The sequence below is a fragment of the Rubripirellula reticaptiva genome (assembly GCF_007860175.1).
In the GTDB taxonomy this organism is placed as follows: Bacteria; Planctomycetota; Planctomycetia; order Pirellulales; family Pirellulaceae; genus Rubripirellula; species Rubripirellula reticaptiva.
Window position 1 is genome coordinate 2,074 of the sequence record NZ_SJPX01000006.1, and the last position, 21,146, is coordinate 23,219.

At 54.2% G+C, this 21,146-nt stretch carries 14 protein-coding genes; 2 read left to right on the forward strand and 12 right to left on the reverse strand.

Translation table 11 applies throughout. The features are described from left to right. Nucleotides 1-238: 238 nt before the first annotated feature. The 3 genes from Poly59_RS25270 to Poly59_RS25280 all read right to left on the reverse strand — a co-directional run bounded on the left by Poly59_RS25270 (nt 239) and on the right by Poly59_RS25280 (nt 1,674). Nucleotides 239-550: a hypothetical protein gene (locus Poly59_RS25270; protein WP_186776514.1), complete on the reverse strand. Its 312-nt coding sequence runs from the start codon at nt 548-550 to the stop codon at nt 239-241. A gap of 107 nt (nt 551-657) precedes the next feature. After that, nucleotides 658-1,026, reverse strand: a complete 369-nt coding sequence (locus Poly59_RS25275) for a hypothetical protein (protein WP_146536933.1) — start codon at nt 1,024-1,026, stop codon at nt 658-660. A gap of 141 nt (nt 1,027-1,167) precedes the next feature. Beyond that, nucleotides 1,168-1,674, reverse strand: coding sequence for a hypothetical protein (locus Poly59_RS25280; protein WP_146536934.1), 507 nt, complete (start codon nt 1,672-1,674; stop codon nt 1,168-1,170). A 508-nt stretch (nt 1,675-2,182) separates the two neighbouring features. Between Poly59_RS25280 and Poly59_RS25285 the strand changes: the two genes are divergently transcribed. After that, nucleotides 2,183-3,715 (forward strand): integron integrase, encoded by a 1,533-nt coding sequence (locus Poly59_RS25285; RefSeq protein WP_222436170.1) that lies wholly within the window; start codon nt 2,183-2,185, stop codon nt 3,713-3,715. 534 nt (nt 3,716-4,249) lie between these two features. Here Poly59_RS25285 and ribH read toward each other — a convergent pair. The 5 genes from ribH to Poly59_RS25310 all read right to left on the reverse strand — a co-directional run bounded on the left by ribH (nt 4,250) and on the right by Poly59_RS25310 (nt 8,692). Continuing rightward, nucleotides 4,250-4,762, reverse strand: coding sequence for a 6,7-dimethyl-8-ribityllumazine synthase (gene ribH, locus Poly59_RS25290; protein ID WP_246151939.1), 513 nt, complete (start codon nt 4,760-4,762; stop codon nt 4,250-4,252). Then, nucleotides 4,752-6,284 (reverse strand): transcription termination factor Rho, encoded by a 1,533-nt coding sequence (gene rho, locus Poly59_RS25295; protein WP_146536935.1) that lies wholly within the window; start codon nt 6,282-6,284, stop codon nt 4,752-4,754. The genes ribH and rho overlap by 11 nt, the downstream gene beginning before the upstream one ends. Before the next feature lie 111 nt (nt 6,285-6,395). Beyond that, nucleotides 6,396-7,025, reverse strand: coding sequence for a dephospho-CoA kinase (coaE, locus tag Poly59_RS25300; protein WP_146536936.1), 630 nt, complete (start codon nt 7,023-7,025; stop codon nt 6,396-6,398). A 179-nt stretch (nt 7,026-7,204) separates the two neighbouring features. Next, a complete protein-coding gene (locus Poly59_RS25305) occupies nt 7,205-7,867 on the reverse strand; it encodes a peroxiredoxin family protein (protein WP_146536937.1) in 663 nt (220 codons plus the stop codon). Between the two features lie 93 nt (nt 7,868-7,960). Next, nucleotides 7,961-8,692, reverse strand: coding sequence for a zinc ribbon domain-containing protein (locus Poly59_RS25310; RefSeq protein WP_186776587.1), 732 nt, complete (start codon nt 8,690-8,692; stop codon nt 7,961-7,963). A gap of 192 nt (nt 8,693-8,884) precedes the next feature. Between Poly59_RS25310 and Poly59_RS25315 the strand changes: the two genes are divergently transcribed. Beyond that, nucleotides 8,885-11,203, forward strand: coding sequence for an AMP-binding protein (locus tag Poly59_RS25315; protein ID WP_246151940.1), 2,319 nt, complete (start codon nt 8,885-8,887; stop codon nt 11,201-11,203). A 99-nt stretch (nt 11,204-11,302) separates the two neighbouring features. Here the strand turns inward: Poly59_RS25315 and Poly59_RS25320 are convergent, their stop codons facing one another. The 4 genes from Poly59_RS25320 to Poly59_RS25335 all read right to left on the reverse strand — a co-directional run bounded on the left by Poly59_RS25320 (nt 11,303) and on the right by Poly59_RS25335 (nt 21,083). Continuing rightward, a complete protein-coding gene (locus tag Poly59_RS25320; protein ID WP_186776515.1) occupies nt 11,303-16,069 on the reverse strand; it encodes a dockerin type I domain-containing protein in 4,767 nt (1,588 codons plus the stop codon). A gap of 36 nt (nt 16,070-16,105) precedes the next feature. Then, nucleotides 16,106-16,777: a hypothetical protein gene (locus Poly59_RS25325; protein WP_146536940.1), complete on the reverse strand. Its 672-nt coding sequence runs from the start codon at nt 16,775-16,777 to the stop codon at nt 16,106-16,108. Nucleotides 16,778-16,880: 103 nt separating this feature from the next. Beyond that, on the reverse strand, nt 16,881-17,642 hold the full coding sequence (locus Poly59_RS25330; protein ID WP_146536941.1) for a hypothetical protein: 762 nt from the start codon (nt 17,640-17,642) through the stop codon (nt 16,881-16,883). Nucleotides 17,643-17,711: 69 nt separating this feature from the next. Next, the gene (locus Poly59_RS25335) at nt 17,712-21,083 is read right to left on the reverse strand and encodes a PKD domain-containing protein (RefSeq protein WP_146536942.1); all 3,372 of its coding nucleotides are present in this window, start codon (nt 21,081-21,083) and stop codon (nt 17,712-17,714) included. Nucleotides 21,084-21,146 lie beyond the last annotated feature (63 nt).

Consider the following 21,146-nt stretch of genomic DNA (forward strand, 5'->3'; position numbering starts at 1 on the left):
AACCGAATTAGTCGCGCCGCAATCGCACGTGCAAGTCCCGCCAGCCTGCGCGGGCGTCACAGAAACCGATTCGCCGCAAGTACAGATGATTGAGTAGGTCAACGTTCTATTTTCGTCGGGTAACGCCTGCCGTCACCTTGCGGCCGCGATTAAGTTTGTGTTCAAAAACGCGTGTTTCGGCCGCTTAGGTGCACGGCATTGTTCTGCCTTTTGGCTTTCAAGTACGCGTCCGTCTCGCTCAACCGTCATCGAGCAGTTTCCATGCGATTCTGTGTTCGTCATACTTTGGCACGGGAAAGTTGATCTTCACCCGACGTCCACCGGGGGCTTGAACCGACCAGTTCGCTACAACAAATCCAGGGCCTGCATAGTTGTCACCCTCGGGCAGCAGGTCATTAGAAGAGTCGAACAAACGGCGGACGCGGGGATGCAATTCATTTGATACGTATTCGCCGACGAAGCAGTCAGGTTGAAATTCACGAACATTGTAAATTTCGAACGTGAGATCATCACGCCAGTAGATGCGGTAAGGCTCAGAATGTTGCGTCAATGGATCATCTGGGTTCACTGGCAGAACGGTTCGGTTCAGCGGGTGGCGGGAGTGCCCTTGCAAGCAAACGAAAACGGCGACCACCGCCACTCCGTTGCAACCGTTGGTTATCCGTCGTTTTCGGGGGAGTCAGGATCGGGAACAATGGGAGCAGCAAGCCATTCCAACAGAGCGCCACCTTGGTAGGTTTCGATGCTATCGGAGTCGAATTGGCGCAGTTGGTCAAGTGCGGCGTCATTGCCATCACGTTCAGACGTTTCTATCACGGCGGAGATAAACTGTTTTATCGCCCCAGAGTAGCGGATTGAGTTATCGAAAGAAGTGGCGAGCGTGCAATAGGCAGCAACAATTCCGCACGCAGCGAGTGTGAAGAGCGGTGCTGTCACGCGTCGAAGCCACGGCGTGTCGTTGGCCTCGCCAGCAACCCACCCGATTGCGAGCATCGCCGTCACAATGAGGAATATTAGTGGTTGCAATGTTGTCTAGATATTCGTGGGTAGGGTCATTCAGTCGGATAACGGTAGGGTTTTGCGGGCGGCGGCGATTGACTTGCAAGCAGAAAAAAACGGCGACCACCGCCGCTCCGTAACAACCCATGGTTATCCGTCAGCAAGAGGTCACGGATGGTCCGTCGTGAGTGCATACCGATCAACGATCTTGGTCGCGCGAACGATCACACCACGTTCGGTAATGTTCCCAGTGTCGATCCACTGCCAGTAATGTACCAATTCGTGTGCAAGAGAGTGAAGGTAGGATGCCAGGGCGTCGTCACGATCGCGTGTCGCGCTCGGCCTACGGTAGTCGCCAGTCGCGATCCGGATGTAGGGTTCAACGTTAGGTTGCCATGGAGCGAAAAACGTAGCGGACGCGGTTGTCCCGTGCATTGTCGTGAGTTCAGCGTGCGGCGAGAGGTAGACCGGACAACGAACGGGAAACGTGTAGGCAGTCCGAAGCCATCGCGAGAAGCGAACGATTGCGTCGCGAACGTCGGTTGAAGCACGGTGTCCGCGAATACGTAGTCCGCCTGTACGGTATGGCGTCGCCCACATCATGTGCTTCAATCGGATAACTTGTTTCTCACCTGTTGAGGTGAGTGTTAATACCGTGATTTGACTTGTTATCACGTGTTGGACCTTCGGTACCGTGGGGGGCGGGCAGACTTATTATCACCTGACGAGCTCTCGGTACCGGGTTGGTCATGGGCTTATTATCACCGGTTCTGGTGGGGGATGCAATCACATAATGCTGGGGTCCCCTGCTTCGGTTCGGGAATTGAGGCGACAAGGTGGTGAGGGCGTTTCGGGGAATGGGCGGGATCGATGCTGGGTGGATTGGTTGTGAGTTCACTTGCTCGCGCATCGTGCCTGAAATGCCGCATCTGGCTTGCAATGACCCTGTATTGCTTGTGACTGCTTGCTCGGTGTTTCTGGCTTCCGAGGTCGCTGTTTATCCCGTGGCGCTGTTGCGACCCTCCCGCGGACTGGTGTACGTTAATGCAGTGGTTCGGCGTGCATATGACTGAGATGTAGACGGCCGGGCGAATTGCAAGAAACGCTGTTTGTTGTTGGCGGGCTGGTTGGCGTGATCGCTGGTTGCCGCCTTGGTGAACGTTAGGGCAAGGGAGCGGCGAACATGTCAATGTTTGAAAAGCCATCGCAACAAGAGCAGGAATTGAAGTGGGCCAAGATTTGGTTCAAGCAGTTCAGCCACTTTCACAAGCGCAGCGGTAAGCCGAATTGGGATTTTTCACCCGACGATGTGATCCTGTTTTTGCAATCCAAACGTGACCAGCGGATGCCGGCATGGAAACGCATGAAGATCCTGAAGGGGCTGATGGTCTATCGTCGGTTTGAACAAGAGTTGCCGATCGATCCGTTCTCTTTCATCGTTGAAAAGATGAAAGAAATCGTTGCTAACGAACGAGCAAAGCAAGACGGCTATGACACGATCGAGGATGTGGTTGGCAAGATTGATCCGAAGGAACCGGATGCAATTCAGCAATTCAGACGGGCCCTCCGCAAGGATGGCATGCGGTTGCAGACGGAGCGTTCGTATGTCGCCAAAGTAAAAGCGTTCATGGCGGATCGCGGCCTGAGTTGCTTGGCCGATTTTGCGACAGTGGGGGCGTCAGATGTCGAGGCTCATTTGACGGATCTTGCTGTCGATGGCAACGTCGCCCCGTCGACGCAGAACACTGCGTTCCACGGCTTGCTGAAGTTCTTCACTTTGGTGCTGAAGCGTGACATGGGGCCGATCGAAGCGATCCGCGCGAGCAAAGGTAAACAGGTCCCGACGGTGATGAGCACTCGCGAGGTGGCTTTGGTTTTCGACGGACTGGAGGGACTTCATTTAACGATCGCTCAGTTGTTGTACGGATGCGGTATGCGGATCAGTGAGGCGATTCGATTGCGAGTGAAAGACATCGACTTTGACAATGGGTTGATTGAGATCCACGGAGCAAAGGGGAACAAGAGTCGTTTGGTGCCGTTGCCAGCGGAGCTTGCCGAACCGTTGCGACGATACGTTGAGTCTCGGCGGGCGCTTCATGAGCATGACTTAGCGAATGGTACGGCGTCGGTATGGTTGCCACACGCACTGCATCGCAAGTATCCGACGGCTCATCGTGAGTTTCGCTGGCAGTACTTGTTTGCTTCGCATCGATTGTCGCGTGACCCGCGAACCGGCGATCGTCACCGACACCATCTGCACTACGAAACGTTCCCGCGACATTTGAAAGTGGCGGTTGACCAGGCGGGCATCGACAAGCACGTGACTAGCCATACGTTTCGGCACTGCTTCGCAACTCATTTGTTGTGGACGGGCACGGACATCCGGGCAGTGCAAGAGTTGCTAGGGCACAGCGATGTCAAGACAACGATGATCTACACGCATGTCATGAACCGACCCGGCGTGCGAGTGGTTAGCCCGCTGGATCGATTGACGGGTGACGCGAATCGGCGGCGTGTTGATGCAGGGCCTAGCGAAGCAGGGCCTAGCGAAGCAGGGTTCGGCGATTCAGGGTTCGGCGATTCAGGGCGAGGCGATGCGGGACGTAACGAGTTTGCGAAAGACGAATTTGCCAGTTACGGCCAAGCGGGCGACGTCCAAGCAGGTGACGATTCGAATGGTGTTCGTGAGACGCCGTCGAATTATTTGGTTCGCTGACAAGGATGGGGGGCAAGCCCGATCAATTTCGTGTTTCGGCTTTCAAAAGCAAATTGTGCGAGTTGACCAGTGATGAGAATGCCCCGCGTGGCTCGCCTTCGTGTTTTAAGGAAGACCTGAGCGTAAGCGAGGGAAGGGGTCAAGTGACCGGCTATCTCCTCGCATAGACGCGACTCTCCCAAGGGCATTGGTATCTACACAACTAATCTTAACCCTCCTTGGGGAGGGTCGGATCCGAGGTACGAGGTTTCGGGGAGGGGATCCGCGACGGACGAAGACTTCCCATCTTGCCAGACGCCCCTCCCCGCGTCGTCGCAAGCTCCTCCGCGACCCTCCCAAGGGAGGGTGGATTCAATTCGTCAGACTTGTGTAGATACCAATGCCCGAGGGAGAGTGAATTTACATTCGTAAAATACGGTCCGGACTCAATGCGCTAAACCGAACGTTCTCTTACGTGTTGGCGGCTGACGGGTCGAAAGTCTCGACGTGTTTCGCTACGACAGCGTTGTGCGAGACGTTGGCGTCTGACGCATCCTAGGTGTCGCCGGTTAGCTTTTGGTTGAGGCGTAGGAGTTCGAGAACAGCTTCGGCGGTTTCGACTCCTTTGTTGCCAACTTTTCCGCCGGCGCGGGCTTTGGCTTGGTCGAGGGTGTTGCAGGTGAGGAGACCGAAGCCGATCGGTAGTCCACTTTCGACACCTAGATCCATCAGCGCGCTGCTGACGGATCGGTTGATGTGTTCGTCGTGGGTGGTTTCACCTTTGATGACGCATCCTAATGCGATCACGGCGACGACGTCATCATCATCAACGACGGTTCGTGCGACGGTTGGGAGTTCCCATGCGCCGGGGACTCGAACGATTGGCGTTAGGTGTTCAGGGTATCCTGCGTCGCGGATCGTTTTGACAGCACCATCAACGAGGGCGTCGCAAATTTCGCCGTTGTAGCGACTCGCTACGATGACGACTTTGCCTTCGGGTAGATCACCTTCGATACCAGTAATCTCGCCTTCGCGTGCGGCAGAAGCTGGCATTTTATCAGTCGACATCTTTTTGGCTCAGTAAGAATTCAGCGTTGTTTTGGGTTTTACACAGACCCGTAATCAGAGTTTTCATCGCATCAGCAGGTGACATTTCGGCGAGTGCACGACGAAGGTTCGATACTCGGCGATATTCGTCGGGATCCATCAGCATTTCTTCGCGGCGAGTGCCACTGCTGCTGATATCGATCGCCGGCCAGATTCGCCGGTCCACGAGTTCTCGGTCGAGGACGATCTCGAGATTTCCGGTGCCTTTGAATTCTTCGAAGATAACATCGTCCATGCGGCTGCCGGTGTCGACCAGCGCGGTGGCGAGGATCGTTAACGAGCCACCTTCTTCGACCTTGCGGGCCGACCCGAAGAGGGCTTTGGGTTTTTGCAGTGCGCCGGCGTCGAGACCGCCCGTCAACAACTTGCCGGTTGATTCACCGTCGGAGTTGTGGGCACGGGCTAGCCGTGTGATGGAGTCGAGGAAGATTACGACGTCGGTACCCGATTCAACCATCCGTTTGGCTTTTTCGATGACCATCTGGGCGACTTGGATGTGTCGCTGGGCTGGTTCATCGAACGTGCTGCTGATGACTTCGCATTGTGGGCCGCGGATTTCGCGCTTCATGTCCGTCACTTCTTCTGGACGTTCGTCGATCAGAAGAATGAAGGTGTAGGCGTCGGGATAGTTTTTCAGAACGGCCCGCGCCATCTGTTGCATCAAGATCGTCTTGCCCGCACGCGGAGGGCTGACGATCAGTCCGCGCTGTCCGAACCCGATCGGCGTCAGCATGTCGACGACGCGTGTCGACATTTCGGCCGCATCGTGTTCCATGATGATGCGCGAGTTGGGATGGAGCGGCGTGAGTTCTTCGAACGGAATCGCCTTTCCTCGCGCCGACGGGTCGAGGCGATTGATGGCCTCGATTCGCAAGAGCGCAAAGTAGCGTTCGTTTTCTTTTGGCGGACGAATTTGCCCTGCCACGTGAGAACCGGTCTGCAAACCGAAACGCCGGATCTGGCTTGGTGAAACGTAGATGTCGTCGGGACAGGACAAGTAGTGGTACAGCGGTGAACGGAGAAACCCGAATCCATCGGGAAGGATTTCGAGGGTACCTTCGCCGTACATCAAGCCATTCGCTTTCATGCGATGCTTGAGGATTTGGAAGATCAGTTGTTGACGCGACGTGATATGGCCGTCGGTGTCAGTATCGGTGTCGGAAACAGGCAGGCCGTCGGCGCGTGCGAGTTCAATCAGAGTTTCGAGCGACGAGTTCTGGAGATCCGAGATGCTCCAGACAGCTTGCGTGTTGTTTGTCGTTGGGATGCCAACACGCTTTCCAGCTTTGTTTGCTTCGCTGACGATTTCTTCGGGTAGTGACAGCGGATCACGTTCGGCGTCGAGTTCGCGTATCCGTTGGTCGACTTCTTTATCGGGATGCCGCGGACCGCTTTGCGATCGCCGGTAGTCACGATACTCGCGCGGACCAGTCTTGCGATTCGGTCCGGAATTGTCCCTGGAGGGATGCCGGTTAGGAGCCATGATGGACTTAGGAGAAGAGAAGAGCGGAGGAGGGAAGGCAGAGAGGGAAGGGAAGAGTTGGAAGGGGCAGTGAGGAGTTGCAATGCCTGGAGGTCGCGAGTGCGTCACGCCTCAGATGCAGTGCTTTGAATTGTCGGCGGGGGCTAGGGAGAGTCGTTCGTAGTTGTGGTCGACCTTTGCGATAAGTTCCGAAAGGGGCCCGTAATTGTTGATGACCAGTGTGCTGAGCTGCTTCTTTCGATGAATGTCGAGTTGGTTGGTTTCGCGGCGGCGGAGTTCGTTCGCATCCCAGTTTCGGCTGGCGGCTCTATCTAACCGTTTTTCGAACGAAGCGTCGATGCACCAAATTTGATCGCAGGCGAGATGCCAGTTGGATTCGAACAAAAGCGGCACGTCCAGTATGGCGACCGGTGCGCCGGCGTGAGCGGCTTTTTCAAGTTCTTGTTGGATAAGCTGCCGAGTTCTCGGATGAACCAAGCTCTCAAGATAGTTTAATGCGGTTCGATTTGGATCGTCAGCCCTGAAAACCAAGTCAGCTAATTTTGCACGGTCAATTTGGCCGTCGTGACCCGCAATTCCGGTGCCCCAACGGTCTATCAGTTGCCGGCGTACATCGGGCTGTTCGAGGACGCTGTGAGCGATTCGGTCTGCGTTGATCCAGGTCGCCCCGAGTTCCTGTAGGCGTGCAGCAACGGTCGATTTGCCCCCCGCAGGACTACCAACGATGCCAACGATAATCACAGTTTAGGCTCTAATTGTAGTGGCTGGGTGGATAATAACGGCTGGCAGAACGATCGATGTCGTGCCGAAACAGGGCAAGAATAGGCCGCCGAAAAATCTGGAAAAAATTTCGGTACTCTATGTGTTTCCGCTTGAACAGTCTCGGCAAGATGAGCGAAATCTCGATTCAGACCGCAAGGCTAGTTCGGTGGGATCGCGTCGATCTGTTCCAGCAGCGCTTTGATTGACGGACGATCGGAAGGGCTGGAGCCCACGTAGGAGAGCCGAACATTGCCCATTCGGTCGATCAGAAAAGTGGATGGGAACGCGAGGTGAGCAGCGATGCCTAGTTTTTTGACGGCTGCGAGGTCTTCGTCTAACAATACTGGGAATGGGAAAGCGTCAAGATCGGTCGACTCGCGACTGGCTTGTTGAAATTCGGGAAGCTGGTCTGTCGATCCTGGGTAGACCAACAGGACTTCCGTGTTCCGTTTCTTGAATTCGTCGTAGTTCGCGATCAACCGCGACGTCTGCGTGGTGCAAAACGGACACAGCATGCCGCTGAATCCGCGGGTGAAGACGAGCAGGACGTTTTGTTTGCCTTCGAAAGACTTCAGTGCGACCGTGTCGCCGTTAGTATCAATGAATGACAGATCGGTAATCGAGTTGTCATCTTCGCGATTGCTGGCGACGAGTTCCTTGAAGACGACGGCACGATGGCTGACTTCGGCGATTGAGTCCGGTGAGCCCGCGGCGGTTTCGACCGCGGACTTTGTGTCGCAACCGCCGATGAAGGCGATCAACAGCAAAATCACAACGGCGAGCGAGCCCGTTGTCTGCTTTAACGAGATCGACGAGATCATGAGGCTGTCCCTGTCGTTTCGGATTGACGTCGTTGCGGTTTGACGTTGGGGATGATAGGTAACGTAGGTCGTCGCTAGTTTGCGGTCGCTGGATTACGGTCGCAGGTCTTCGGGCATGTACAGGAAGGCGTTGCAGTTTGGGCAACGTAGCAGGACTGACATGCGAAGTGTTTCGAGGTGCTGGGTCGTCAACGTCTGGTAGCAGCCCCCACAGGACTGATCTTCCACGGCGGCGAGACCGTCCTCGCCTTTTGCATCGGTGACCCGCTTGTACTCGCCCTTGGCTGCAGCAGGAATTTTTTCTTCGTAAGCCGCTAATTGCGACTCAACGCGATCGAGATCCTCTTGAAGCTGTTCGCGTTTTGACTCGACATCTTGGGTCCGAGCCAGATGGTCGGATTCTTGTTTGGCAACTTCAAGTTCCGCGGCGCTGGCGGCAGCTTCGAGTTGGTCGATCAATTCGAGAGCTTCGAAGATCTCGTCACTCAAAACGAGGTTGGCTTGCTTGTCGGCTGCGATCTGGTCTTTCAGTGTCGAGAATTCGCGGTTGCTCGCAGCGTTGTTGAGTTTGGATTCGAGATCCGTAATTTTGGCTTCGCGGCTAGAGAGTTGAAGCTGCTTTTCGTCACTGACCAGCTTGGCGGCTCGCACGGCCGCGAGGGCCTCTTTGGCGTCGGCGGTGGCCTTAGCGACCATCAATTCGCCAGCTTTGATTTGTCTTGGCCCACGGTCTAACCGCGAACGAACGTCGGTTCGTTGACGATGGATTCGGTGCAGCGAGCGAAGGAGTTCGGTGCTGATTTCGATTTTCGATGCGCTGGACATGGACAATGGACGTACCGTCGGGGGTGAATCTCGCTAAGTCGGATCTCCAGCATATCGCGCTGGCGGCATTTTGGGGATAAGCTTGCCCGCCTTGAGCGCGATTTGACGGCGGTTAGGCATTGGTAGCGAAACAACGGCGCAGATTCGTTACTCTATCAGCGTTGTAATTCGCTTCTTTGTTGGGAACTTCGAGTGAACGGTTGGCTCATTGCGTTGGCGATCCTTGCGATTGTCGTTGTTGGTTTAGTGGTTCTGGCGATCATTTCGCCACGTCGATTCGTTCGGCTGCCGTTCCAGATTTTGCTGCCGATCCTGTATCGCCGCAAAATCGTGGGGCTCGAGAATTTGCCCACCACGGGCGGGTGCGCGGTGATCAGCAACCATGTTTCGTGGATCGACGGGATTTTGATCCTGTGGATGCTGCCTCGGAATGTTCGGTTTATCGTCGACGGAGGCAACTTCACTCACCCGATCGCGACGTATTTAGGCAATGCCTTCGACACGATCTTCATGATGTCGAACGTCAAGTCGATCGGGCGGGCGCTGAAGGCTGGGCGTCAGGCCCTGAACGATGGCGACGTGGTTGGATTGTTTCCCGAAGGCACGTTAAGCCGGACCGGTCAGTTGCAGGGGTTTCGGCCTGGGCTTAGCAAAGTGGTGAAAGGCACCGAGGCGCCGATCGTCCCGATGTGGATGGACGGGATGTGGGGCAGTATTTTCAGTTTTTCGGGCGGGAAGTTTTTCTTCAAATGGCCGAAACAGTTTCGCCGAACACTGACGCTCTACATTGGCGAGCCCTTGCCAAACGATACACCACTGGAAATCTGTCGCACTCGGGTGCAAGCACTTGGCGCGCAAGCGACGATCGAACATCGATCGATCTTTCCAGTGCTTGCCAAACGCATGATCCGGGTTTGTCGGCGTCGCGGCAGTGGTATGCAGGCGGCTGATTCGATGGGCACCGAAGTAACGGGACGCGAGATGTTGATTCGCATCTTGGCGCTCCGGCGGACGTTGCGACGTGAAATCTTTTCCGATGACGAGAAGTATGTGGGCGTTTTGTTGCCGCCAAGCGTTGGTGGCGTGATCGTGAACATCGCGTTGGCGATGGATCGGCGGATTTCGGCGAACCTGAACTACACGGTCAGCAGTGATGTGGTTAACCACTGCATCAAAGAGGTCGGTATCAAGCACGTTTTGACTAGCGAACGGTTTTTGTCGAAGATCGATTTGCAGATGGACGCCGAAGTCGTGCTGCTTGATTCGTTAAAAGACAAGGTCACGAAACTCGACAAGGCGCTGGCATTCATTCAGGCCACCTTGGTGCCGGCCTGGTTGCTGGACCGAGTGTTGGGGTTAAACAAGATCAAAGCGGATGATTTGCTGACCATCATCTTCACCAGCGGTTCAACTGGGATGCCCAAGGGCGTGCTGCTGAGCAATGCCAACATCAGTCACAATGTGGACGCAATCGAGCGCGCGGTAAAGTTGGACATGGACGACACAATCCTGGGGATTCTGCCGTTCTTCCACTCGTTCGGTTATTCGGTGACGTTGTGGGCTGCGATGGCGCTCGGGCCGCGAGGTGTCTATCACTTCAATCCGCTGGATTCCAAGCAAGTCGGAAAGTTGGCGGAGAAATATGGCGTGACTGTCTTGTTGGCGACACCGACATTCTTGCGTGGTTATGTGCGGCGGGTCACGCCCGAGCAGTTTTCGAAGTTGGATGTGGTGGTTGTGGGTGCCGAGAAGATGCCGGCCGAACTGTTTGATGCGTTCGAAAAGAAGTTTGGTGTGCGACCGGTCGAAGGCTATGGCACGACCGAACTTAGTCCGCTGGTTTCGGTCAACATTCCTCCGTCACGCTCGTCCGCGCTCTATCAAGCTGACCGTATCGAAGGGTCGGTGGGACGACCGCTGCCGGGTATTTCAACTCGAATTGTTTCGCCGGATTCGGGCGATGAGTTGATGGCAGGCGAAGACGGGATGCTGTTGGTGACTGGACCGAATGTCATGTGCGGCTATGCGAATCAGGAAGAAATGACCGGGAAAGCGATCCAGCAAGGTTGGTATGTGACGGGTGACATCGCGAATGTGGACGACCAAGGATTTATCCACATCACGGGCCGGTTGAGTCGCTTTTCGAAGATTGGTGGCGAGATGGTGCCGCATGTTCGAATTGAGGAAGAACTGGCAAAGCTGTTCTCCGAAGGCGAGGATGACGACCTGTTGAGAGTCTGCGTTTCGGCAGTGCCGGACCCCAAAAAGGGCGAACGTTTGATCGTGCTGCACTTGCCGACGGCCAAGGATATCGACGAGATCCGCAAGGGTTTGAGCGCAGCAGGTTTGCCAAATCTTTTCATTCCCGGTCGCGACGGATTTGTCGAAGTCGAAGCGATCCCCATGCTGGGAACTGGAAAGTTGGACTTGAAGGCGGCGAAAGACTTGGCAGCGGAACTCGCGGTCGGGAAGCAGACGCAGACGCCGACGAGTGATGATGGTGACGAGTAGGTCAGGATGCGCCAGCGCCGAGTTGCTGAGCAGACGAGCAGACGAGCAGACGAGCAGACGACGCTGAGGTTTAAACTCAACGCCACCCGAGCAAAAATGCTAAAACAAACGTGACTCTCCACCGACTTCGTCGTCACCGTCGACGTCGGTCGAGATTGCCCGTAGGCCAGAGTTCATTTGGACGAGCGTTTGCCGGGCGAGTTGGTTGATGATCATCAGTGCGTCTAGCGCCGTCGTTTCGCCGTCTGCGTTGACGTCGGTGGCCAACCGGGTAATTGAATTGGCGGATGTTTGCTCGCCAGTCGCCACGATCTTGGCAATTCGGTTGACGACCAGAAGTGCATCCATTGAAGTTACTGCGCCATCGCGATTGACGTCGTAGATGAATTCGCTTTCGCCGGCGGTGGACACTGTGATTTGCAGCGGAAGGCCGGTTTGGGCGATGTCCGCTTCGCCAGCTAACGCAGTATTGTTGGTGATGGAAGATTCAGCGATCGATCGCGAGGTTTGCGAGTCGTGGTTGATAAAGTCGAGACCGCCCGCAAAGGTACGTGCTTGGTTTCCGGTCACGGTTACTCGGTTCCAGTCGACACCGATGCCTACAATCGCAACTCCGCCACCGGATTTGCCCGCACGGTTTCCAATGATCATTGAATCGGTGATCAGCAGATCGCCAGTGATGCCGTTGGTGTAGGCACTGATGCCACCGCCAACACCGTTCTCGGCCGAGTTTGATTCGATCGAACTTTCGTTGATTGTCGCGCCAACGCCGACCAACATGACCCCGCCGCCTTCGCCAATCGCGACGTTGTTTTTGATTTCAGAATCGGTAACCGACAGCGAGGCGGAACTGGTGGATCGTGTCGCCGTGACTTCGATGCCGCCTCCGCCATAGACAATTGAACTCGCACGATTTGCGGTGACGATCGAACGAACAAGTTGCAAGCGGGCGTCCACGACAGAAACGCCTCCGCCGGTTTCGGCTGAGTTTTGGTCAAGCGTCACATTCAATAATTCGACCACTGGTTCGAATGTTTCACTGCCAACGATCGCAAGTCCACCGCCTTTTGAAATCTGCCAAGCATTCCCGGTTGCAATGTTCCCGATGAAGGTCACATCATCAAACGACGCGTCCAAGTTTTGGAGCATGATTGCGCCGCCGCTAGCGTCGGACTGGTTTTGTTCGAAGATCGTTGATGCGACTTCGACCGCGTCCGATAGCCCGGTCGACGACATTGCAAACAATGCTCCGCCGTTGTCACCGGACGCATTTCCACGAAACAGACTGTCACGAATGCTGACCCGGCCATCGACGACTTCGATCGCACCGCCACGGCGGATGGCGGTGTTTTGCGAGAAGGTCGAGCGCGCGACGTCAATCACACCGCCTTGCAGGCGGATTGCCGCACCAGAGACGGCTTGGTTTCCGGCAAAATCGCTGTCCTGAATCGAAACATTCTCGAGCTCCGCGAGGTCTAACGCTCGGCCATTGATGTTGGCGAAACTAGCGTCCTGAACCCATAATTCATCACTGCCATCGTTACCGTCGATGAACGTCGGAACCGCAAAAGCGTTGTCCAGTTTTTCAATCGTTGCCTTGTCATTTCCGTCGGACAACAAGATCTTCATTTGCTCCGTTGGATTCGCGAACACGATTCGTGTTTGCAGTCCGTTAGATCCCACGACTTCGTTCAAACCTGCTTGATTGTGGTCTCGAACGGTGAAGTCCAAATTGCTGATTGCGTCGAAATTTAGGACCAATTCCGACGCCTGGTCCGTCTCCACCAGTTCGACATCGTCGAACGAAATGCTCGGACCATCGCTAAGCCGAATTGAACCTTGTGACTGTTCGGTAAGCGTCATTGAGATCGATTGTGGCGAAACACTTTTCGCGCCCGAGAAAGCGATTCGGTCGCCTCGACCGGCGGAAACTTCGTTTCCGCCAAGCACGTGAAAATCGCGTGTGGTTCGCTGAGTCGCCAGATCGATGATGAAGTCGTCGTCGTCATTGCCGCCGCTGATGATGATCGGGCCCGACCGTGACTCCGTCCTGCCCAGGACAGATACTGTACCACCAGGATCGTTTGCTGAGATCGGCGACGAGTCGACATCGAGCGTCACCGAATCCGCCGCGATTGTTGCGACCGATTGGATCACGATTTCGTCACCCGCGCTGATTCGAACCGATCCGGAAGCTTGAATCGATGCGCCGTCTGAAACGACGATCAAATCGTTGCCCTCGACCGAGTCACGGACTTCTAAATCAACGTTGCCGTCGATTTGAAGCGATGTGCCGATCCGAAGTGGACCGCCCGAGATGACTACTAGTCCACCAAGCGCCGAACGACCGCCAACCTCGCCTAATAAACGGGTGGGCAGACTGGAGTCGATGGAAATCAAGCGGCCGTCCGCAGCATCGAGTGTCGAATCGAATGCGACCGCGCCGCGCAGACTGGTGAATTGTGACGGTAGAAGTCCAACTGACTGAACCGGTGTACGGAAACGCAAATCTCCATTGGAAATCACACTTTCGAGTAGCAGAACCTCGTCAACCGCCTGGGCATCGAGACTGCCGATTGGGACAGAGCCGCCCACACCCGCCGAAAAGCGGATCGAGCCAGCGCTGTCGATCAATAAATTCCCCGGGCCTATGACCGTTTCCGCAAAGTCAATTGAACTAGCAAGCGACTGTATTTCTGCGTTGTTTTGAATCTGAACGGGCGCGACAAAATTAATCTGGCCAGCGATAATTTGTGTCTGGTCGAGTTCGATCAAGCTTGATGATTGGCTACGCCCCAATACAACGTTCGCCGCTACCGAATCGACATCCGCAAAGACACGAACGTTGGCCGCATCGACATTCAAGGACGTCGTTCCCGTTGTGCTGGTGAAGTCACCGGACAGCGTCCATTGATCGTTGGCGACCGCGTCACCATCTTGAAAAGAAGCACTTGTGGTTAGCGATGTGCGAAAGGATGTAACGTCTACAAAGTCGTCACCGAGGCCGGTGTTTAACGTAAAAGTTCGTTGAGGCCGGGTCTGGACAGCAAATCCAGCGTTCGTCGAAACAAGGATCGAGTTGTCGTTGACGTTTGTTTCGACCGTGACGGTTTCACTCAACTGATTGCCCAGAATGACCGAAGAGTGAGCGACATCTGCTAGTAGATCGATCATTCCGACATTTAGCAGATCAATACGACGACCGTCTGCGACCAACGAAGCCATAGTCGCTCCGGTGACATCGGTGGTAGCGCGCGACAGGAACTCGCTGCTAAGCTGCAACCGATCTAGCGAGCCTTTGCCCTCGATGGTGAACGATCCGCTCGAGCTTGCAATGGATTCGAGGTCAATCGAGATGCTATTCGCGATTCTGCCGGTGGATCCAAGCGATATTGAAACTTCATCGGATGTAATTACCGCAGTGTCATTCACAACAACCGAGTCCGATGAAATGATCGAAACGGACTTTGCATCCAGGTCACCGCCTGCTTCAACAGCGACTCGATCGTCGGTTGGAAGCGATTCTAGCGTGCCGAGGATCTTGATCGCTGCGGATCTACTATCCCCCAGTGATGCGATGGTGACGTTATTGCTGATTCGCACGCCGCGTCCACCGTCACTCGAACCAGTCAACGAGACTTCACCCGAACGCCCTGCAAACCCGATCGAAGTCACCAACGTGGACGCGAACAATTCGACTCCGTCGTTTCCAGTATTGCGACCGCCGCCAACCGATGAACCAGTGATCGCAATGTTCGCGACATCACTAAGAATCTCGGATCCGACACCTGTAACGTGCACTCCGTCCGAGTCGCTGGCCTGCGGCGCGTTTACTCTGCCCTGGATTTTGATGGCTGTGTCAACGTTCGCGCTGGCAATCGAAACGACCCGGGCTGCCGAATGGAGCAGGACGCCGTGGTTACCTGTTCCGCTTAATGTCGAGCCTTCCACATTGCCGAAAACGTCAATGTTACCCGCCGATGTTATCGTGCCACCTCGAAGTTCAACGCCGTTGTTATTTGACGATACCGCGGTTCCGATGCCGGAAACGGTTCCATCGACCGCCACAAAACCAGACTGGCTGATAACCTGACCTGTAAACCGAACACCATCACTATCGTTCTGTGCATCCCCTGCGGATCCAACAATCAGCACCGATCCAGAGGTTGTGCGGATCACACCACCAATCACAACACCGCTGGCTGATGAGGCCGCTGAATCGAGCGGCAAAACGGTTGTGCCAACTCCTAGAACGGATACTTGCCCCGTGCCCGTCGAAATGCTGCCGTCGATAACGACACCGTCCGGTGCACCGGCATTTCCCGACGCAGGAATCGTGAGCGGGTCAGTACCGCCGCCAATCGTGACCGATCCGCCAAGCGTCGATAGACTTGCAGCCGCATCAATAAGAACTCGTCCACCATCGACGTTATCACGGTCGCTGTTAAAGGTTAGTTCGAGCGCAGCATCGCTGGATCCAGTGCTGCGAATCGAACTTAAAACGACAATGTCATTGTCAGCCTGAAACGTCAAACCGGCCGGCCCCGCCGTACGCTTAACGATCGCTGATCCAATCGTGATATTGCCGCTGACGGATTCGGTGTCGATAGTGGTGTCGACGACGACACGATGACCAGCATCCAAATCGTTCGCAATCGTCGAAGCGTCGATCTTTGCTAGACTAGACAGGGGCGAATAGGTCACCTCGCCATCTAGATCGAGTGTCCTTCGATAGGTAGCGACGTCACCCATTCCATTGCTGACAATTTCGACATCGCCGGCAAGAGTCCGTCGATGGTCCAGCGATTCGAAAAGTAGTCGCCGAGCGTGACATCTACGCCGAGAAACGTCCGCGTTCGCGCGCACCCAAGATTGAAATATTGACGGCCGGCCCATCAACAACTATTGCTTTCGTCGACGGCGTATTGCCACCATCATGGCAAGCCCGGTAGCGGCTGCGGTAAAAGATGTCGGTTCGGGAACCGCAACGACCTGCAAGTTTGCGGATGCTGGTGCAGCAGAAACGAAATTAAGCGGGGACGGTCCGAGCGTCACGCCGCCAAACGCATCGGGTGTAAGCGTCAGCCCATAGGTACCGCTCGCCGTGGGTCCCAAATCTAAACTCGCGGTGCCCAGCAGAATAGAGTTTACCCCGCTAGCAACAGTAACTGGCAAAAAGTCAAAGCCACCGGGGGCTATATCCGACGAAGCCGCGTAGACGCCCGATGCAGGGTTGCTGGTGTCTTCGAGCGTGTTGAAATCTAGTCCTGACGCAAATTCGAATGTCCCCGAGCCGCCAAGTGAGATGCCATCGGTGCGGGCGAGATCAAAGATCAAATTGAAGCTACCAACACCGAGATCATTCAACCGAGTGTCAGGCGATCCGGCGAAATCACCTGTCTGAGATAGGTAGAACTGTACTTTGACGGTCTCGCCATTCGATCCCGAAAGGACCGGAGTGCCAATGTTTCCGTTCTGGCCGATCTGAAGCAGGATCGCCGCCGAAGCTGGAGACGCTATTACAGAAAACGCCACGCAAAGCATGGCGTGCCGTAGGGATTTAGTGTTCGCCATGACGCAATTTTGATCGTTTTAAAAGTGCACAAGTCAGTAGTACAACGAAGTGTAATCGGAACGGCAACACTTTTGCCAACAAAAGAATCTTGAAAACGCAGAACTAAATGAGGCTTTCAGAGCCATAAAGCGAGTGCCGGCGTTTCCCTCGGATGGACATCCCCCCCCCGACAAGAATCGCAAATGCGAAAAGCGTGGACGAGCTTAACTCGGGCACTGCAATGACGTGAATAGATAAAGGGCTAACGACTGGCGACACCGCTCTCCCTTCTATTCCGACCCCCGTTGTAAGAAACGGCTCTTCGGAATTCGGCGTCGCATTGAGAATGTAGCCTCCTGTCGCCAAATCAGTGATGTCAACCAACACGGTTCCGAGCAAAACCGAATTGGGTAGTGACAGAGTGGGCTTCACAGCATTTAAGACAATGTTCCCGTCAGCGGTAAATTCAATCTGCCCGATAGCACCCACTAGGTAACTGATCCCTCCCGATACTTGAGGCAAACGAAACGTTGGGAAATCTGCTGAATAAGCAAATGAGTTCTCCACGTCAGTGTCGACTGCCGCGAACTGAACCGAGTTGTCGTTCGCTAGACTAGTTAGCGTTAAATTAAACTCGAATGAGCTAAGCCCAGGCCCATCGAGAATTCCGTCACCACTATCCTGGCTCACAAACACGTCGATGCTTATTCGAGTGTCGGGAGCAACGCCAATCGCGGATCCACCACCCAAGCCCGACACGAATGGAACTCCAGCGTGTCCAAATTCAAGAATCAAGTCTGCTTTTGCATCCGATACAAAACATGAAAACAATGCAAGTGCACTACAACGAAGGAGACGTAAGCGGAAGTTGCTAGTGACGATCATAGAATCAGATTTTGAATTACAGGAGCTAGCGGAATCGAATCGGTTCTAATTAACAGTCGGAAGGGTCTTCTAGAAGGTCAAGACTTTACGGTATTGAGTCTGGAACTTGAAGAAATCGAATATGTTTATCGATCCGCTGTTATCGCTATCGAATCCTACTTGGAACTTGGATGAGCCACTGGTCGAACGGTAAGAGTATTGAAACTGGAAGAAGTCAATGATATTGACGCTCTTGCTTCCATCGATGTCGCCAAACAGGCGAAAAAACTTGTCTGCTTCAAAATTTCCAAATGTGTAGTCATCATTGACCACGCCATTTCGGTTTGCGTCCAAGCCATTCATTGTGACGCTATGCACCTTCGTGGCATCGATCGTTAGCGTGTGATAGCCGTCCTTTAGCGATGTGAACTCCGTATTGACTCCCGTGAACGTCACCCGGAAAACTGACTTGCCGCTGACGTTGCTTAGTGGACTGATTGTGTAGTCCACGGCGCTACTCGTCGCTTTGTTTAAGATTGTGAAGGCATCGGAATCGACTGTCACAACCCCATCGAACTCGACCAACAGCGATGTGACTCGTGATCGCTGGGCGCCAACGCCATCATTGACCAGGACTTGCGATACTTCGACCAAATCGATGACCGCAAGGTCGATGACTTTTTCGAGTGTTGACCCTGTTGAGTCAGTGACACGAACACGAACGCTGTAATCGGGCTTTGTTTCATAATCGACCACTTCACCGGAGTTCAGAACCAACTGATCTCCAACGATATGAAATCGAACGTTATCGTCATCGCCTTCTCCCGTGACCAATGTGAAGGTGTGAGAATCGGAATCGGTCGGATCAACAGCAGCCAGCGATGCGAAAACGATATCGTTGGCAACGTTGTCGGTATTCTCGGCAATCGCGAATTTGGTTTCCACGATCTCGGTCGGCCCGTCGGTTCGGACAAGCGAACCGTTAAGACGGAACGATGTGAAGTAAGTGACACTGTTGGTTAGATTGTTGTAGCGACCATCCAACATGTAGATGCGGAATTCAATCGGATTCTCAGTGTCGAAACCGTCGAACGGCAAGCGAAAGTCGAATGTAGTTTTCGGTTGATAGTCGACAAAGGCAGCAGATTCATAGAGGACATCAGAGGTTGTCGTGAAGCCATCAACGCTGGACATGACGGCGAATCGACGAGCCGAGTGAAACCCGACACGATCAACCGTGAACTCCATGGGTGCTCCGTTCAGATCAAGACGCGCAGAAGTCGTCAATGAATTTGGATCGATGGTAAAACTAATGTAGAAGTTGCTAACGATCGCATCCTGGAGCGATGCGGGTTCCGATGGGTAGTTCCCCGTCGTGAAGGTTAGGGCTTGCGGATTTACGGTCGACGTCGGCGATAGTCCAGAGCCAAGAGTGAATCCAGAATACTCGACATCCGCAGCAAGTGAATTTGTTGCACTCCAAACGCCATTGACGGCGGGTGCAGCGAAATTGGCATCAAGAATGGTTTGAATTGCTTCAGCCGACGAAAGCACAATCGTGATCACGTCCTCGCTTACGCCACCGTCGTTGTCCGTCACTTGCAACGTTACTTCCGTGATGCCGATCGACGCGTCGTAAGTAAAAGTCGAAGCGGTACTTACCGACTGACCGTTGACGATCCAGTTGTAGCTAGCGATAGTTCCATCAAAGTCACGCGAACGAGTGCCGTCCAAGGTGACATTTTCTCCATCGTTGCCGATGTCAAAAAGAGCGAAGTCTTCGCCAGCGTTGGCACGAGGAAGATGGTTCGAGACTGGATTTGCGAAAGCCCAATCGACGACCGCTTCGTACTTATAGGACTGTTCCGAAGTCGGATCTTGATTCTCTTGCAGACCCCACGAACCGAACTGATTCGGCGTGTAAATGTAGTTAAAACTACTGTGCAGGACGACTCCTTTAGCAAGCAATAGATCAAGGTAGTTCTTGTAAACGTCGCCCATCAATGGGCTACGGTTCGCCGCGATGAGTTTGTTCGTCAGATCGGTATTCTGGACGTTGGTGCCAGTCGCGGCGAGGTGCTGCCCGCCTTCATAGGTGATCAGCCACAAGCCATGTCGATCTGCAACGGCTTTTTGTTTAGCAAGGTCGGCAGCAGTTTGGTTTGCTAATTCGTCATTTAGCGAGTTGATGATACTCTCGGTCGTCGCCGTCCCCAGGGTCCCGTCAGCCACTAGTTTGTCGGCAATCGAAAAACCGAAGTACGCACCGATCGCAAGACTGTCCGGCATGATGCCACCGGGATTAATCGTGGGATCATTCAGGGCAGCCATCAACTGATCGCTAACGCCGATGTTCACGAACTGTGTGGCAATGACTTTGATCAGTTGGTCGCTTGAACGATTCCCGAACGACTGCTCGAAGATTCCCCAGACTTCGGCCGAACGCATCGCGTGATAACGTAGTCCAGCCTCGAAAGAAGTTGTCGACAGTCCTAGTGCTAGTCCCTTGCTTTGGATGTACGCCGCCTGATTGAAAGCACCATTCCAGGTTTCGTTGCTGTACTCAACAAAGACCTTTAAACCCGAGTTCAGATTCGCATGCAGGTAGTCAGCCATGTCAGCTACGTACGCATCGCTTGCCTTTGCGGGAATCGTGATCCACGGATCTTGCCCAAGCTGGTTGGCGAGATCGACGATGTATTCGATGGCGACACCACTCGGCAGCGATTGGGTGTAGTCAGTGGTCAACGTTCGATCCGAAACATCGACAACATCGCTGTTGTTCGTCTCTTGCCACTCCATGAATCGCAGATTCGAAAATGCATCGAGATCGTCGGTGTAGGTCGGATCAAAAGGATCCGTTTCGTAATCGGAAAGACTGCCCGGTGCGATCAAATGCATTTCACGAAGATGATCGTTCGGCGAACTTGAGTTGATGTAGAGGAATAGATTTCCGTTGCCGTCGCCGTACTCGGAATTAAAAATTTCGAATTGAAACTGTTGTGGGATCGAGTCGCCGTTTGCATCCACTGTGCCAGACAGACTAATCGTTTGCGATATTATATTTGGCGTGTTCGGATCTAGCAGTCCAGTGCCAGCTTCGATCTGCACCGTACCCGTGCCAGTCGCGATGAATGTGTAAATTCCTTCGCCGCGGACAGGAATCACCGTGTGAATGATTTGGGGCTCGGTTACATCGTAGGTGTTATCAAGGGTGAACGGCGACTCGGTTGGCCATCCACTTGCGTCCAGATCAATCTGGTCAGCATGCTCAGAGTTGTAGATCCCTTGACGATCCTCGTCGGTGGTCTGCCAAGACCTCGCTTGTTTCATGACGTCAACGAACGCAACGGCAGAATAGTCGGCTACCTCGGGAAGATTGACACCAAGTGACAGACCGCCAGCAAGGAGATTCCGACGTTCGAGGCTCTCGAACCGAGACTTGCGACTTGGTCGTTTCATGGGATCGCTCTAGGGGGGAGAATAGGCAATTGGCAAAGTTATCCCAATTTGCCACCTCAAAAT